The organism is Hymenobacter psychrotolerans DSM 18569, assembly GCF_900142395.1.
Classification (GTDB): domain Bacteria; phylum Bacteroidota; class Bacteroidia; order Cytophagales; family Hymenobacteraceae; genus Hymenobacter; species Hymenobacter psychrotolerans.
Window position 1 is genome coordinate 1 of sequence record NZ_FRAS01000032.1, and the last position, 14502, is coordinate 14502.

The 14502-nt window shown below is 61.7% G+C and carries 13 protein-coding genes; 8 read left to right on the top strand and 5 right to left on the bottom strand.

Annotated elements, in window-relative coordinates; genetic code table 11:
• A partial coding sequence (locus BUE15_RS19195) for a transposase family protein (protein WP_139252438.1) occupies window positions 1-311 on the top strand: 311 nt, incomplete at its 5' end.
• 11 nt (window positions 312-322) lie between these two features.
• Here BUE15_RS19195 and BUE15_RS19200 read toward each other — a convergent pair.
• Window positions 323-2005 (bottom strand): S41 family peptidase, encoded by a 1683-nt coding sequence (locus BUE15_RS19200; RefSeq protein ID WP_073288572.1) that lies wholly within the window; start codon window positions 2003-2005, stop codon window positions 323-325.
• A 398-nt stretch (window positions 2006-2403) separates the two neighbouring features.
• On the opposite strand from BUE15_RS19200, the gene ruvX reads away from it, so the two are divergent.
• From ruvX to BUE15_RS19235, 7 genes are all read left to right on the top strand, one after another.
• The gene (gene ruvX, locus BUE15_RS19205) at window positions 2404-2814 is read left to right on the top strand and encodes a Holliday junction resolvase RuvX (protein ID WP_073288575.1); all 411 of its coding nucleotides are present in this window, start codon (window positions 2404-2406) and stop codon (window positions 2812-2814) included.
• Entirely contained in the window at window positions 2811-3410 is a 600-nt protein-coding gene (gene def / locus BUE15_RS19210) for a peptide deformylase (RefSeq protein ID WP_073288576.1), read from the top strand. Before ruvX ends, def begins: the two co-directional genes overlap by 4 nt.
• Before the next feature lie 131 nt (window positions 3411-3541).
• Window positions 3542-4519: a zinc dependent phospholipase C family protein gene (locus tag BUE15_RS19215; protein WP_073288578.1), complete on the top strand. Its 978-nt coding sequence runs from the start codon at window positions 3542-3544 to the stop codon at window positions 4517-4519.
• Between the two features lie 63 nt (window positions 4520-4582).
• Entirely contained in the window at window positions 4583-4954 is a 372-nt protein-coding gene (locus BUE15_RS19220) for a DMT family protein (RefSeq protein WP_073288579.1), read from the top strand.
• An 81-nt stretch (window positions 4955-5035) separates the two neighbouring features.
• A complete protein-coding gene (locus BUE15_RS19225) occupies window positions 5036-5350 on the top strand; it encodes a CD225/dispanin family protein (protein ID WP_073288581.1) in 315 nt (104 codons plus the stop codon).
• A gap of 19 nt (window positions 5351-5369) precedes the next feature.
• The gene (locus BUE15_RS19230) at window positions 5370-5780 is read left to right on the top strand and encodes a DUF2752 domain-containing protein (RefSeq protein ID WP_073288583.1); all 411 of its coding nucleotides are present in this window, start codon (window positions 5370-5372) and stop codon (window positions 5778-5780) included.
• A gap of 231 nt (window positions 5781-6011) precedes the next feature.
• Complete coding sequence (locus BUE15_RS19235) at window positions 6012-8351, top strand: patatin-like phospholipase family protein (protein ID WP_073288584.1); 2340 nt, start codon at window positions 6012-6014, stop codon at window positions 8349-8351.
• Between the two features lie 42 nt (window positions 8352-8393).
• On the opposite strand, the gene BUE15_RS19240 is transcribed toward BUE15_RS19235, so the two are convergent.
• The 4 genes from BUE15_RS19240 to BUE15_RS19255 all read right to left on the bottom strand — a co-directional run bounded on the left by BUE15_RS19240 (window position 8394) and on the right by BUE15_RS19255 (window position 14494).
• Window positions 8394-9239, bottom strand: coding sequence for an MIP/aquaporin family protein (locus BUE15_RS19240; protein WP_073288586.1), 846 nt, complete (start codon window positions 9237-9239; stop codon window positions 8394-8396).
• 35 nt (window positions 9240-9274) lie between these two features.
• A complete protein-coding gene (locus BUE15_RS19245) occupies window positions 9275-10012 on the bottom strand; it encodes an alpha/beta fold hydrolase (protein ID WP_073288606.1) in 738 nt (245 codons plus the stop codon).
• Window positions 10013-10160: 148 nt separating this feature from the next.
• A complete protein-coding gene (locus BUE15_RS19250) occupies window positions 10161-12638 on the bottom strand; it encodes a T9SS type A sorting domain-containing protein (RefSeq protein ID WP_073288588.1) in 2478 nt (825 codons plus the stop codon).
• Between the two features lie 392 nt (window positions 12639-13030).
• On the bottom strand, window positions 13031-14494 hold the full coding sequence (locus BUE15_RS19255; RefSeq protein ID WP_073288590.1) for a M16 family metallopeptidase: 1464 nt from the start codon (window positions 14492-14494) through the stop codon (window positions 13031-13033).
• Window positions 14495-14502: the final 8 nt, after the last annotated feature.

The window sequence follows — 14502 nt, forward strand, 5'->3', positions numbered from 1 at the left end:
GTCAGGACCTGGGTCTGGTGGGCCATACCCCGGCCGGCGTGGTGGTGGAGATGCCCCACAAGAAGCCGCCGAAGCGGGAGTTGACCTTCGCTCAGCAGCTGTACAACCACTTGCTGAGCCCCTTACGCGTGGTCATCGAGCATGCCCACAGCGGAATGAAGCGCTTGCGCATGGTACAGGACACGCTGCGCTTGCGCGGCCAGTGGCGGCGCGACACGGTCATCGTGGTCGCCTGCGGGCTGCACAACCTACGCGTGCGCAGTCCCCTGCGCCTCTACGCGCCCGATAAATTCCCCAAACTGTCCGAATAAGGTTTAATGAATCATTTCATCGATAATTTCTGCATGGGATTCGCCGATCCGTCGGCTACCGCCTGTAGGGCGTGTTTCAACTCCGCATCCTGCTCCTTCAGCACCGCGTAGTACGTGGGCTTGCCATACGCACTACGCGCAATGTATGCTTTGAGTTGATTACGAAGCAGATTGGCGCAGCGGCGCAGGTGCGTTGGGTTGGCGGGCATTCCGTCGCGGGCCGCAATTTCGGCCAGTTCCTGCAGCTGCCCATCCGAGATACGGAAGGTGCTCAGGAACTGCTCCGGACGCAGGGCCTCCAGCTCGGTGCGGTGGCTCTGGAAGTAGTTGATGGCGTATTCGCGCACCAGATTGTGGCTTTGCAGGCGCGTGTAGTAGGCGGAGTAGGCCGAACTGTCGCGCGGCACAAACAGGTCGGGCATGATGCCGCCGCCGCCGTACACCGTGCGTCCATGCACCGTCTGGTAGCGCAGCGAATCGGCGAAATGGATGCTGTCGGCGTGGAACAGCTCCCCGTGGCGCAGGCGGTTCTGCAGATCCTGCTCGTAGGCAGCCAGCCCCTGGCTATACGATTTCTGGATGCTGCGGCCCGACGGCGTGTAATAGCGGGCAATGGTCAGGCGCAGCTCCGAGCCATCGTTGAGCGCAATGGGCTGCTGCACAAGGCCTTTTCCGAAGGTGCGGCGGCCCACCACCAGCGCCCGGTCGTGGTCCTGCAACGCGCCGGCCACTACTTCTGCCGCTGAGGCCGAGCCTTCGTCTACGAGCACCACCAGCGGGCCTTCCTCGAACTCGCCCAGCACCCGCGAATAGGTCTGGGTGTCGTACTGGTCGCCTTTGCCATCGGTGTACACAATCTTGCGCGTGCCCCCGATGAACTCGTCGGCCAGCTTGGTGGCGCGGTCGAGGTAGCCGCCGGGGTTGCCGCGCAAATCCAGCACAAGGCTAGTCATGCCCTGGCGGCGCAGGTCGCCGAGGACCTGTTTGAACTCGTCGTAGGTGCCGCTGGCAAAGCGGCTGATTTTGATGTAACCGGTCTGAGCGTCCAGCAGATACGCCACATCCACCGAGTTATTGGGGATGCGGTTGCGCGTCAGCATGACGTTCAGCGGCTTGGCCTGGCCGCGGCGCAGCAGCTGCAGCAGCACTTTGGAGCCGCGCGGGCCGCGCAGCTTGCCAAATACCTGCTCGGTTGTGAGCTGCTTGCCGGAAACCCGTTCGTTGTTGATAGCCAGGATACGGTCGCCGGGCTGCAGGCCCGACTGCTCGGCGGGGCCGCCGCTAAGCGGTGCTACCACCGTCACGGTGTCGCGGAAGATGTTGAACTCCACGCCTACCCCGTCAAAATCACTCTGCAGAAAAGCCGAGGCCTGTTGCTGCTGCTTGGCCGGAATAAATACTGAGTGCGGATCGAGGCGCTCCAGCATGCGCCCGATGGCGTAGTCCGACAGCGCCTCGGCATCCACGGAGTCCACATAGTCGCGGTCTACGTAGCTGAGAATCTCCTTGAACTTCAGGTAGCCCCGGGCGGTGCCATCGGGGTTTTGGCTGGAAGGCCGGAACGGGTTGGCGCCGAGCAGCACTCCACAGGCCAGCACCACTGCCAGCAGCAACGGCTGCTGCACCCGGCGCCGCGAATTGCGCGGCACGGGCTCAGAGGAAAGCACCGGCTGAGTCTTGAACCCGACTGCCATAAGACGCTGAGAGAGTAAGTGTTTAGGCTATAAAAGAAACTTGAAGGAAAGCACAGGATTTCAAATCTATTGAAACTTTTCCAAGAAAATCGAGCGGTGCATTAGTCAATATGAATTATCCAATAACAATGCAATTTCATCTTCCTTTAGCCCAATATATTCCCATTTATCCCGAAATCCGGTGCAAAATTGCGCGGTTGCCTGCAAATACGACACAAAACTAAGTTTATGATTATATGAAGATCAAAACACTTCGGTGAATCTTACGAAACACTCGGTGAGCCGGATTGCCCGGCTGTTGGATACGACTTTGCGTACCATCGGTTCTGGCTGGTCGTCGTATCTTTGGGGCGGCGGCCGTAGTGGCTGCGTATCAGGTTTCACTCACCGCTTTTGCAATGGGCCGTATTCTTGCCATCGACTATGGCCACAAGCGCGTAGGGCTGGCCGTGACGGACCCGCTCCAGCTCATTGCCACGCCCCTCGACACCGTACATAGCAAGGACCTGCTGGCCTACGTGAAGGCGTACCACCTGCGGGAGCCGCTGGCTGCGCTGGTGGTAGGCATGCCCCGCACCCTGCTTAATGAAGCCACCGACAGCACCAGCGCCGTAGTAGGGCTGATGCGCAGCCTGCGCAAGGAATTTCCGCAGGTGCCGGTGCACGAGATAGACGAGCGGTATACCTCGCGCATGGCGCACGCGGCCATGCTGGCCGGGGGCCTTAGCAAAAAAGACCGCCGCGACAAAGCCACCGTCGACCGGGTGTCGGCGACCCTTATTCTGCAATCTTTCCTCGAATCCCGATGATTTACCCCATAGTTGCCTTCGGCGACCCGGTGCTGAAAGCCCGCGCCAAAGACATTCCGCACGATTTTCCGGCCGATGAGCTGAAGCAGATTGTGCAGGACATGTACGACACGATGTACTACGCGCACGGCGTCGGGCTGGCCGCCCCGCAGGTAGGCAAAAGCATACGCCTGTTCGTGATTGACTCGGAGCCGATGATTGACACCGAGGATGAGGAAACCGGCGAGCCGCTGCCCGAAGTGGAGCAGGGCGTAAAGCAGGTTTTCATCAACCCGCAGATGGTGAGCGAAACCGGCGAGGAATGGGGCTTTCAGGAAGGCTGCCTGAGCATTCCGGGCGTGCGCGAAATGGTGTACCGCCACGAAACCATCCTGATCCGCTACGAGGACGAAAACCGCCAGCTCCACGAAAAGACCTTCTCGGGCATGACGGCCCGCGTGATTCAGCACGAGTACGACCACCTGGAAGGCGTGCTGTTCACCGACAAGATTTCGGGCTTCAAGAAGCAGCTCATCAAGGGCAAGCTCACGCGCATCAGCAAAGGCGACGTGAATGCCGACTACCGCATGCGTTTCGCGGGGCAGGGCCGGCGGTAAGCGTCAGCAGCACAGCCAGTAGGAAGAGTGTCGCACCGGGTTGGATGCGACCCTTTTTTTTGCAATTTGCCTCCCTGGCTTTATTTCAGTGGCCTGCTATATCTAGTGTACCTGCTGTGGTTGTCTGTGCTATGAAAAAGCCGTTATTTCTGCTGGCTCTGCTGGGGCTGCTCCTACTGCCGCAACGGCCCCAGGCGTGGGGCTTTTTCGGGCACCGGCTCATCAACCGGCTGGCCGTATTCACGCTGCCGCCCGAAATGATGGGCTTCTACAAAACCAACATCGAATACCTGACCGAAAACGCCACCCGGCCCGACTCGCGGCGCTCAGTGGTGCCCGGCGAGGCCGCCCGCCACTTTCTGGACGTGGATATCTATGGCGACTCGGCCCTGGCCCGGCTGCCCCGCTCCTACGCCGATGCCGTGGCTAAGTTCGGGGAAGACTCGCTGATGAAGCACGGCATTGTGCCCTGGCAGGTGGTGCGCATGAAAGGCCAGCTCACGGAAGCGTTCCGCCAGCGCGACGCCGACCGGATTCTGAGCCTCTCCGCCGATATGGGCCACTACATTGCCGATGCCTGCGTGCCGCTGCACACCACCCACAACTACAACGGCCAGCTCACGGGCCAGCGCGGCATTCATGGCCTGTGGGAATCCCGGCTGCCCGAAATCCTGGCGGCCAACTACGACTTTTTCACCGGCCCGGCTCCCTACATCGAGCGGCCTTCCGAAACCATCTGGGCGGCCGTGGCCCGCTCCAATGCCGCCGTCGATTCGGTGCTGAGCTTTGAGCGCGACCTGACGGCGAAGATGCCCGAAGACAAGAAGTTTGGGTTTGAGGAGCGCGGCAACCAGACAGTGCGCGTGTACTCGCGCGAGTTCAGCCGCGAGTATCACCAGCGCCTTTCGGGGCAGGTGGAGCGGCAGATGCGGCTGGCCCAGCGCCTGATTGGGGCCTTCTGGTACACCTGCTGGGTGGATGCCGGCCAGCCAAATCTGGACGCTCTGCCCAAACAGCCCTCAGAAAAAGAAAAGCTCCGGCTGGCGCGCGAGGCCAAGGAGCTGCAACAGGCCGCCCCTCAGGCCGCCGTGCCCGGCCACGAGGACTAACTTAGTTGCCCGGTTGCGAGTAGATACAGTGCTTTGTTTTCGCACTATTCAGCTTCCGCGCCCATGAAAGGCCTGACCACCATTCTGCTGCTCACCGTCTCCAACCTGTTCATGACGTTTGCCTGGTACGGGCACCTGCAGTTCAAGAAGATTTCGTGGCTGCATGGGCTGGGGCTGGTGGGCGTGATACTGGTGAGCTGGGGGCTGGCCTTTTTCGAGTACGTGTTTCAGGTGCCGGCCAACCGTATCGGGTTCGAGGAAAACGGCGGCCCGTTCAGCCTGTTTCAGCTTAAAGTGATTCAGGAAGTGGTGTCGCTGACGGTGTTTACGCTGTGCGCCGTGTACGTCTTCAAGACCGATAAGCTGGCCTGGAACCACCTGCTGGGCTTTGGGCTGCTGGTGGCGGCCGTGTACGTCATTTTCAAGAAATGGTGAGCACCAAGCTGCTCTGTTGGGGATTGCGCAAGGAATATCTACTTTTCGATATCCAAACCACTTACCCCCTTTTCCTGCTGCATGGAACAACCTTACGCTTCGCCGGCCGGCGTGCCGCCCGTTGGTGGCCCACCGCCTAAAAACTGGCTCGTCGAATCTATTCTGGTGACTATTTTTTGCTGTCTGCCTTTCGGCATTGTAGCTATTATCAACGCCGCCAACGTCAATTCGCGCGTAGCGGCTGGCGACTACGCCGGCGCTCAGGAAGCCTCCCTCAACGCCGGAAAGTGGGTGAAGTACGGTCTTATCGGCGCGGTACTTCAGATTGCAATACCCATTGTGATAATCTTCGTTCTCGGTCTTGGCGGAGTGATACTCGGCGCTTTCAGCGGCTAAGCAACTCACGGTACCTGGCATGCTACTTACCCGAAGAACGGCTGGCGTTACAGCATTCGGTCTGCTGGCCGGGCTGGCGCTGGCCGTTCTTTATTTCCGCCTCAACCCGGCCCACTACCCGTTTCCCCGATGCCCGGTGCACTGGCTGACGGGACTGCACTGCCCCGGCTGCGGCACACAGCGGGCCCTGCATGCGCTGCTGCATGGGCACGTGGTGCAGGCCATCGGCTTCAATCTGCTGGCCGCCCTTGCGGCCCCCGTTGTGGTGTTTGGGCTGCTGGAAGAAGTACGGGGCCGCCTCACCAGCACGCCCCGCCGCCTCACTTTCCTGTACCGGCCGTGGCTGGGCTGGGGCACGGTGGGCCTGGTGCTGCTCTTCACCGTGCTGCGCAACCTTCCCGGTCCGCTGGGCGCCTGGCTGGCTCCCTGAGCACCATCCGACAACCAGGCAAAAGCCCCGCCACTTATACTGACGGGGCTTTTTTGCTGCTCCGGCCGGCTCTCCAAGGCAGTCCAGAAACCTACCAGTACCTGGTCGCCCGGTGCCCGTAATATCTCCGCAATTCTATTAAGTAGCCGGGCAGCTGCAGTGGCCCGCAACTACTCCTTTGCCCCTGCGTAGGAAGGCGACGCCCACTGTGGGGCTATTGCTTCTGTTTCTATGCGTAAAACGTACTGTTTTCTACATTTTTTCCTGGTGAGTCTGCTGCTGGCCGTGCCGGTGGCGCAGGCGCAGAAAGTGGGCCTGGTGCTTTCAGGAGGCGGGGCCAAGGGCCTGGCGCACGTGGGCGTGCTGAAAGTGCTGGAAAAGAACCAGATTCCTATCGACTATATCGTGGGCACCAGCATGGGAGCCATTGTGGGGGCCATGTACGCGGCCGGCTACTCGCCGGAGGAAATAGAGGAGATTGTACTGAAGCCCGACTTTCAGAACTGGGTGTCGGGGCAGCCGCTGGAAGGCAAGGTGTACAACTACTACGACGGCGACTACGACCCCGCCGCCCTGCACCTGCGTCTGGCCCTGGACTCTACCCTTAAGGCCCGCGTGACGCCTAAGCTCGTGGACGATGTGACGCTTAACTACGTGCTGGCTACCATGCTGGCCCCGGCCGGCGCTATTTCCGGCTACAACTTCGACAAGCTGCTGGTGCCCTACCGCAGCGTAGCTTCGGAGGTATTCACGCGGGAGAGAGTGGTGCAGCGCAGCGGCTCGCTCTCCGATGCCGTTCGCAATTCCATGGCCTTTCCGCTGGCCTTCCGCCCCATCCGGCAGGCCGATGGCCGCTACCTGTTCGACGGGGCCGTGGTGGATAACTTCCCGACCGGGGTAATGCGCGACGAGTTCAAGCCCGACGTTATTATCGGGGTGAACGTGGGCGACGTGGCCTTCAATAAGTACCCCAAGGAAAAAGACGATGCCCTGCTAACCAGTACGCTGCTGTTCGTGGGCTTCAACGGGGCCGATACTACCTCGGTAGGCCGCAACGGCGTATTCATTCAACCCGATCTGGAGGGCATTACGGCCGCCGACTTCAACAAAGTGAAGCAGCTGCTGACCCTGGGCGAGCAGGCCACGGAACGCAAGCTGGACCTGCTGCGGACCCGCATTCAGCGCCGCGAAGATACGGTGGCGCTGCAGCAGCGCCGCCGAGCGTTTCAGGAGCGGGCCCCCAAACCCGATTTCAAGGAAATAACCGTGCAGGGTGTGCCGCGGCAGCAGCAGGAGTTTATCCGCCGCTTTTTTCAGCGCACCGGCTCCAGCTACTCGCCCGGCGACGTGGAGGAAGGCTACTACCGCCTGGTCAACAACGACTTTTTCAACAACGTGTATCCGCGGGTGCGCTACGACAGCAAGCAGGACGGCTACGTGATGAACCTGGACGCCCGCCAGAACAGCAACCTGACCGCCGACCTGGGTGTGCTGCTCTCCTCGCGCTCCATGAGCAATTTCTATCTGGGCGGAGCCTACCGCTACCTCAACCGCTACCTCTACACCATCAAGGCCAACGCCACCATCGGGCGCTTCTACAACGGGGCGCAAGGCTCGTTTCGGGTGAGCGTGCCGGGGAAGGCGCCACTCTACTTCGAGCCGCTGATTACGTTCAACAACTTCAACTACCAGGATACGGGCGGCCTACTCGGAAGCAGCGCCCAGAATACGCAGCTACTGCAGCGCGACCTGAAAACCGGCCTCGTAATCGGCTATAGCCCCAACTACCGCAGCCGCTACATCATCAGCGGAAGCCTGTTCACCACCCGCGACCAGTTTGCCAATACCAGTGAAATCAGAAGCGACGCCGCTCTGGACGAGAACCGCCTGCAGGGCCTGACCGGGGCCGTGCAGTTTCAGCGCAACTCTCTGAACCGGCGCCAGTACGCCGTGAGTGGCCGGCGGGCTGAGTTTACGTTCCGGGGGGTAGTGGCCGAGGAAAAATACACGCCCGGCTCTACGGCCGAAGGACTGGATGGCCGCCGCAAAGACCACAAGTGGCTGCAGGCTCGTCTTTATACCGAGCAGTACTTCACGTTCAACAAAACAGACTCGGTGGGGCGGCGCGTGCATGCGTGGGGCTACACTCTGGATGCCGTGGCTACTACGCAGGGCCAGTTTTCCACCTACCGCTCGTCGCTGACTTCCGCGCCGGCCTTCCTGCCGCTGCCGGATTCGCGCACCCTGTTTCTGGACCGGTACCGGGGTACTGCCTACGCGGCGGTGGGTCTGCGCTACATCAAGGCCATTGTGGGGCCGCTGGAGTGGCGGACCGAGGTGTACGCCCACACGCTTTTCCGCCCCTGGGAACGAACTGAGGCCAACCCGCTGCTGCCGAAACGCGGGCCCACCATCAGCCGCCCCTACCTCACCGCCATGACCGGCTTCGTGTACCAGACGCCGGTGGGGCCGGCTTCCCTGCAATTCATTCATTACGACGACCCGGAAAACAAATTCGGGGTATTTGCGCACATCGGCTACGTTTTGTTCCGGGAGCGGGCACTCGATTAGAGCAGTGCGCTCAGAGCTCAGTTGGCCCCGCCCGGCTCCTTGTCAGCGGGCAGCCTGCTTGTCGGGGTACTGCGGCGGCTCCTCGCTGTCCTGAAAATAAAGTGAGCCTGGCACCGGGGCACAGCCCGCCAGAACTGCACACGCCAGCTCCTGCCCCCGGTAGAAACGGCGAAACAGTATTGTGGCCAGCCACATGGCCGCAGGCGGCGCCACCCAGTACAGCCACACACTTTCATACTGGCCGGCTGCTACGGCGGTGCCCAGCGTTCGGGCGGGATTCAGGCTCATGCCCGACAGTGGCGTTTCGAAGAGGATGTATACCGCCAGCAGGGCGGCCAGCAGCCAGCCGGTTTTTTCCTTCAGCGCCTGGGAGTGAAGCGAGTATAGCAGCACCCACATCAGCAGAAAAGAAATAACGAACTCAGCGGCAAATGCTATACCGTCGCCCATCGGCAGGTCGGCGGGCTCCGTTACAGTATGCCGCACGGCGGGGTGCGCATAGAACTCGCCAAGCGTAAGCTTCAGCAGCTGAGCGGCCCCAATAGCGCCAGCTACCTGCGCCAGACCATACCAGAGGGCATCGGGGGTGCGTATTTTGCCCAGCTGCCAGAAGGCCAGCGTCACGGCCGGATTGATGTGCGCGCCCGAGCGTTTGCCCCACGGACTGTATACAATGCTGGCCAGCACCAGCGCCATAGCCGCGCCCAGCAGGCCGCGCCGCAGCCACGCGCTGCCAGGCAGTGCCTGATGCACTGCTGATGCAGGATGCTCCAGCAACATAGTCAGCAGCCCGGCGCACAGCACGAAAAAGGCTATTCCCAGCCCTTCGGCCAGGTAATGCGCCTGGTTCTGCCGCCAGGCCGCCAGCATACGGGTAACAAAAGCCATAAGCAGCACAAAACAGATGACGCGCCAGCGGCTGGCTACAGCCGCTGCGCAAATGCCCGAAGCAGTGTTGCCACTTCGGCCGGTGCCTCGTAGGGAAGCAGGTGGCCGGCTCCGGCAATAATTTCCAGCGGTGTGCCCTCCGGCAGCAGCGGCAGCGTTTCCAGCCCGTGCACTGTCGGCGACATCACGCGGTCCAGGTCGCCGGCGAGAATGGTGCAGGGCACCTGTATGGTGCAGAGCTGCGCAGCTATGTTTTCGCGGCTGCCGTGTAGCAGCCAGGCATCCCAGGCTGCCCTGGAAGTGCGCAGGTTGTCCTCCACAATCTTGAGGCGTGTGGCTGCCGGCAGATGGCGGGCCGTTATTTTCTGTTGCAATTTCTCGGCCTCGGTGCGCTGGCCCCAGGCGCGCAGGCTGGCAGCACGGTCCTGGTCGGTCATGGGTTCCGGGGTGGGAGGCGAAGGACTGAGCAAGGCTACTCCCCGTAGCCCCGGCGGCTGCCGGGCCGCTAGCAGCAGCGCCACTTTCCCGCCCATGCTGTGCCCCACCAGCACATAGCTTCGCAAGTGTTGTGCTGTAATGTAGGCGGCTATTGCATCGGCGTAGGCTGCCAGCGTATAGCCGCCGCCGGGGGCGGGGGCAGTTCCAAAGCCACCCAGGTCGGGCGCCAGCAGGCGGTAATCGGGGGCCAGTTGCTCGGCTAGGGCCGCAAACGCGCGGCCGGAGCCGGCCCAGTAGTGCAGGCAGAGAAAAACAGGCGAATCGGAATCAGGCATAGTGTAGGGAGCAAGCCGCAAAAGCCGGTTGCTGCTAGGCTTAACGGCAGCCGCCGCCGGGTCGGTTGCCATTTGTGGGCTCAAACACAAAAAAGCCCTGCCAGTAGTGGCAGGGCTTTTTATCGGCCGTAGCGGCTGAGTTGAACTCCTACTTCGTCAGGACCAGTTGACGGACGGTGTACTCGGAGCCGGATTTCACGCGCAGCACATACAGGCCGTTCGACAGGTTCGACAGGTCGAGCTGGTTTTTGGCATTGTCGCGTACGGCAGCCGTGTGTACCACCTGGCCCAGCATGTTGGTAACTTCTACCTGCATGCCGGCTTTGGCCTGAGCGCCCTGAATGTCCAGCGTTACCTGGCCGGTGCTCGGGTTCGGGAACATGTTGATGGCTTTCGACAGCGCGGCGCTGTTGGTAGAAAGCACACGCGTGCTGAACCCTACTTCGATGCCCAGGCGGGTTTTCAGCGTGGTTGTGTTCACATCAGTCCAGGCGCCGGTGGCCGAAGTCTGGTAGTAGAAAGTGGCCGGACGCAGCGGGTCTTCTACCTGATAGGCTACGCCTACGTTACCCGAAATTTCTTTCAGGCCCACATAGAAAGTACCGTTTACGGCTACAGTGCCCGTTACCGGAACCGTTACCACACCAGCAGCGGTGGGGCGGGTCTGGGTCGGCGAGGTGAAGATGACGGTACCGGGCGTGCCCGTGGCCGTGGCATTGAGAATCACCACCTGATAGGTAGACGTGGTGGTGGGGCTGGCCGTGAACGTCACTTTCACATCACCTATGGTCGAGGCGCTGTTGATGGAGTAACGGGCAGCCAGCGTACCGCCGGGGGTCGTGGATGATACGCCTACGCCCGTTGCGTTCAGCGGCTGCGCGTCGTCAATGTACGAGAGGCTGTTGGCCGTCACGGCCTGCGTATAGGTCTGGCTGTTGTTGGTGTTGCCACCGTCAGCAGGCACCGATACGGTCAGGGTATTGGTACCTACCGTGGCGGGAGTGTAAGCGGCGAAGGTTACCGTGGCCGTAGCACCGGGAGCCAGCGTGGGCACCAGTTTGATGTCGGTGAAAGTGGTAGCACCGGTCACGTTCAGGGTTACAGGCAGGTTGGTCAGGGCAGCGGAGCCGGCGTTGCGAACCACGGCCTGCACTACCTGCGGAGCCGATACCGGCGCTTTGCCTACCGAATAGATAATCTGCGCAGCGGCGTCGTTGGCGGCCAGCGGAGTAGCTGCCACGGCGCAGATAGTGAAAGCACCCTGCGTATCAGCCGAGCCGTAGCCCGCTACCGATACATAGTACGTCGTGCTGGGGGTCAGCGTGTTCAGCGTCAGCGGAGCCGAAACGGTGTTGTTGGTGGTGCCCGCAGCGCAACCGCGCTCCGTGAACGGACCAGCTGCGCTGGCTGCCGAGAAGATGCGGATATAGCCGGCCGGAGCGCCCGTCACCTGAATGGTAACGGCAGTGCTGCCAGCACCGCTGGCGGCCGTCGTGAAGGTATACCACACGTCTTTGGGAGACGCCGCAATACCGCAGGTGTACGGTGCCGCGCCGGGGTTGGCGTAGCCGTTGGGCGTGGTGGTGGTGGCGGCGGCGTTGGTACCGTTTACGGGCGTGCACGTCGCGCCGATGGTCAGGGCAACCGCTCCCGATGGGTTGTCGTTGGCCGGCGCGGATGGCGGCGGCGCGATGCAGATGCTGAACGTGCTGCTGGCTACGGTAGCCGAGTACGGATAGTAGCGCACTTTGTACGTCGTGCCTACGGTTAGCGTGGTCAGCGTCAGGGTTTCGGCATTGCCCGTAGCGTCGGAGCAGCCTACGTTCGTGAGTGCGCCGCAGGAGCCGCCCAGCACTTCCAGCACCCCGTCAAAGGTGCCCGTTACGTTGATAGTGTGCGTGGTAGCCGTGGCCGTGAACGTGTACCATACGTCGCGGGCGGTGGTAGCCGTGAAACCGTTGCAGAGAATAGGTGCCTGCGACTGAGTTGCCCCAGCTACCGTGCCATTGGTTGGTGTGCAGGTAGCGCCTGGGGTCAGGGTAACAGCTCCGGCGCAATCATCGTTGGCGGGAGCAGTAACGGCAGTGGCAGCGGTAGCGCAGATACCAAAGGCACCCGTAGGCGTAGTCCCAAAGCTCCACACCCGGGCATAGACCGTAGCGCCGGCCGTGAGGCCCGTAGCCGTAGCACTCGAAAACAGAGTGGAGCCCGATGCGTCGTCGCTGCAGCCAACCTCCGTGAGCGTGCCGCCGCAGGTACCGGTGTAGAGCGTCATGCCCGTATCTTCCACCAACGAGCCAGTTACGGCGCTGGTAGTTACCGTGATACCGCCGGAAGCGGGCACCACAATGCTATACCACACGTCGTTGCTGACGGGCGTAGCAGCCACGAAACAGTTGGCGCCCGGTGCTGCCACGCCCGTCGAGGCCGTGGCATTCAGGTTGGTAGCAGCCGTAACGGTACAAGTGGTGCCGGCAGTGAGGGCAATGGCGCCGGAGCAGTTGTCGTTGGCGGGGGCCTGGGCCCAGGCAGCCGGCGCTAGCAGTAAGGCGGCAGCCAGCGCTGTCAGCCGGGTCCGTGCCCCGCTGGTCAGCCAGGAAACGGGTGAGTAGAAATCTGTTCGCATGCAGTTAGGGAAAGAGGGTTAGAAAAAAAACAGAAAACATATCATTTCAAGCCGGTGGCCAAATTCAATTTTAAGTTAGTTTCTTTCTTCTCAATAACAACATCCCCGTATTGCATTGAAACATTATTTCTTTTCGGGCGGAAATACTTTCCCGTCAAAAACGGCTTTTCCCGTGCGCTGGCGCCGATTTATAAAATTCAGCACTAGCCGTTTCTTCCGCCTGAGCGCACCCGCATTTCCGAGCCCGGCCAGCGCATTCAGCTGACAGCAAGCCTGTTTACAGTTGAGCTTTCCACTGTAGCCGTAATCCGCCGGACGCACCAAGGCCGCCCCGGGTAGCCGGAACGGCCTTGGTAAACTCCAGTTGACGGGCACACAGCGCCGGGTGCGCGCTACAGCGCCTTTTTCCGGCTGGCCTGAAACTTCTTGATCTGGGGGTCGATGATTTTCTTGTCGCCGACTACCACAATGGTCATAGCCTCGGGGCGGACGTACTTGCGGGCGGTTTCGCTCACCTGCTGCGGCGTCACGGCATTGATGTTCTTGACCTGCTCGGTGAGGTAGCTGTCGGGCAGGCCGTGCAGGTTGAGCGAGTTCAGCTGGCCGATGATGCCGCCGGGCGTGGAGTTGCGCAGCACAAACAAGCCCGACTCGTAGTTCTGGATGCCTTTCAGCTCCTCGGCCGTGGGCGGCGTTTTCTGCAGCTGCTCAATCTCATACACGATTTCCTTGAGCGAGTTGCCGGTTTCCTGGGTGGTCACATCGGCGTTCTGGCTCCAGTTGCCGGTGCGGTAGTGCGTTTCGAGGTAGCTGTAGGGCGAGTAGGTGTAGCCCTTGTCTTCGCGGATGTTGCGCGTGATGCGCGAGCCGAATGAGCCGCCCAGCAGCGAGTTCATCACCCGCACCCGCATATAGTCGGGGTGCGAGGGGTCCACGACGGGCAGCCCGATGACGATGGTAGACTGCGGCGCGCCGGGCCGGTCCAGCGTCGTCACGTCGGGCCGGATCTGGGACTTGGCTACTTCGATGCGCGGCGCCGGGCCCTGCGGCATCTCGCTCCAGGCTTTGGTAATGGCGTCGCGCAGGGCGGCTTTATCGAATTTGCCGGCCACAAAAATGGCGGTACGCCGGGCCCCGTACTGGTTCTGATAGAAGGCCTTCACCTGCGCCATGGTCAGGGCATCAATCTCAGCGTCGGTGGGCAGCGGCCGGCCGTAGGGGTGGTTGCCGTAGAGCGCCGCCGCAAACTTCTGGCGGGCCTGCGTGCCGGGCTGGGCGCGGGCCAGGTTCATCTGCCGCTTGAAATCCGCCTTGATACGCGGCAATTCGCTTTCGGGGAGCGTGGGGTGCTGCACCACATCGGCCAGCACCGCGGCCAGCTCCGGCGCATACTCGCTCAGGCAGGAGGCCCACAGGTTGGTCTGGTCGGCGCCGGCTGAAATTTCGAGGGAGCCGCCCATGCGCGCAATCTTGTCGGCGAGCTGGCTGGCCGACAGCGTGGCGGTGCCTTCGCGCAGCAGCTTGGCCAGCAGGTCGGCCGTGCCCACTTCGTTGGCGGCTTCGTGCACGTTGCCAGCCTGAATGGCCACCATCATCGTGACTTTGGGCACCTCGCCGTAGGGTACCAGCTGCGCTTTTAGGCCGTTACTGAGCGTAAATTCTTCTTTGGCCGGCAGCGTAAAGTCGCGGGGCGTACCGCCGGGCGGCGGCGTTTCCTTGGGCTTGGCGGGGGCCGCCGCGGCGGCGGCAGGAGCGGGTTTCTTGGCGGGTGCTTTGGCCGGGGCTTTCTGGGCCACGGCTACCGGGCCGGCCGCCAGCAGGGCGGCGCTGAGCAGCCCGTAATACAGCGTTTTCATACGATACA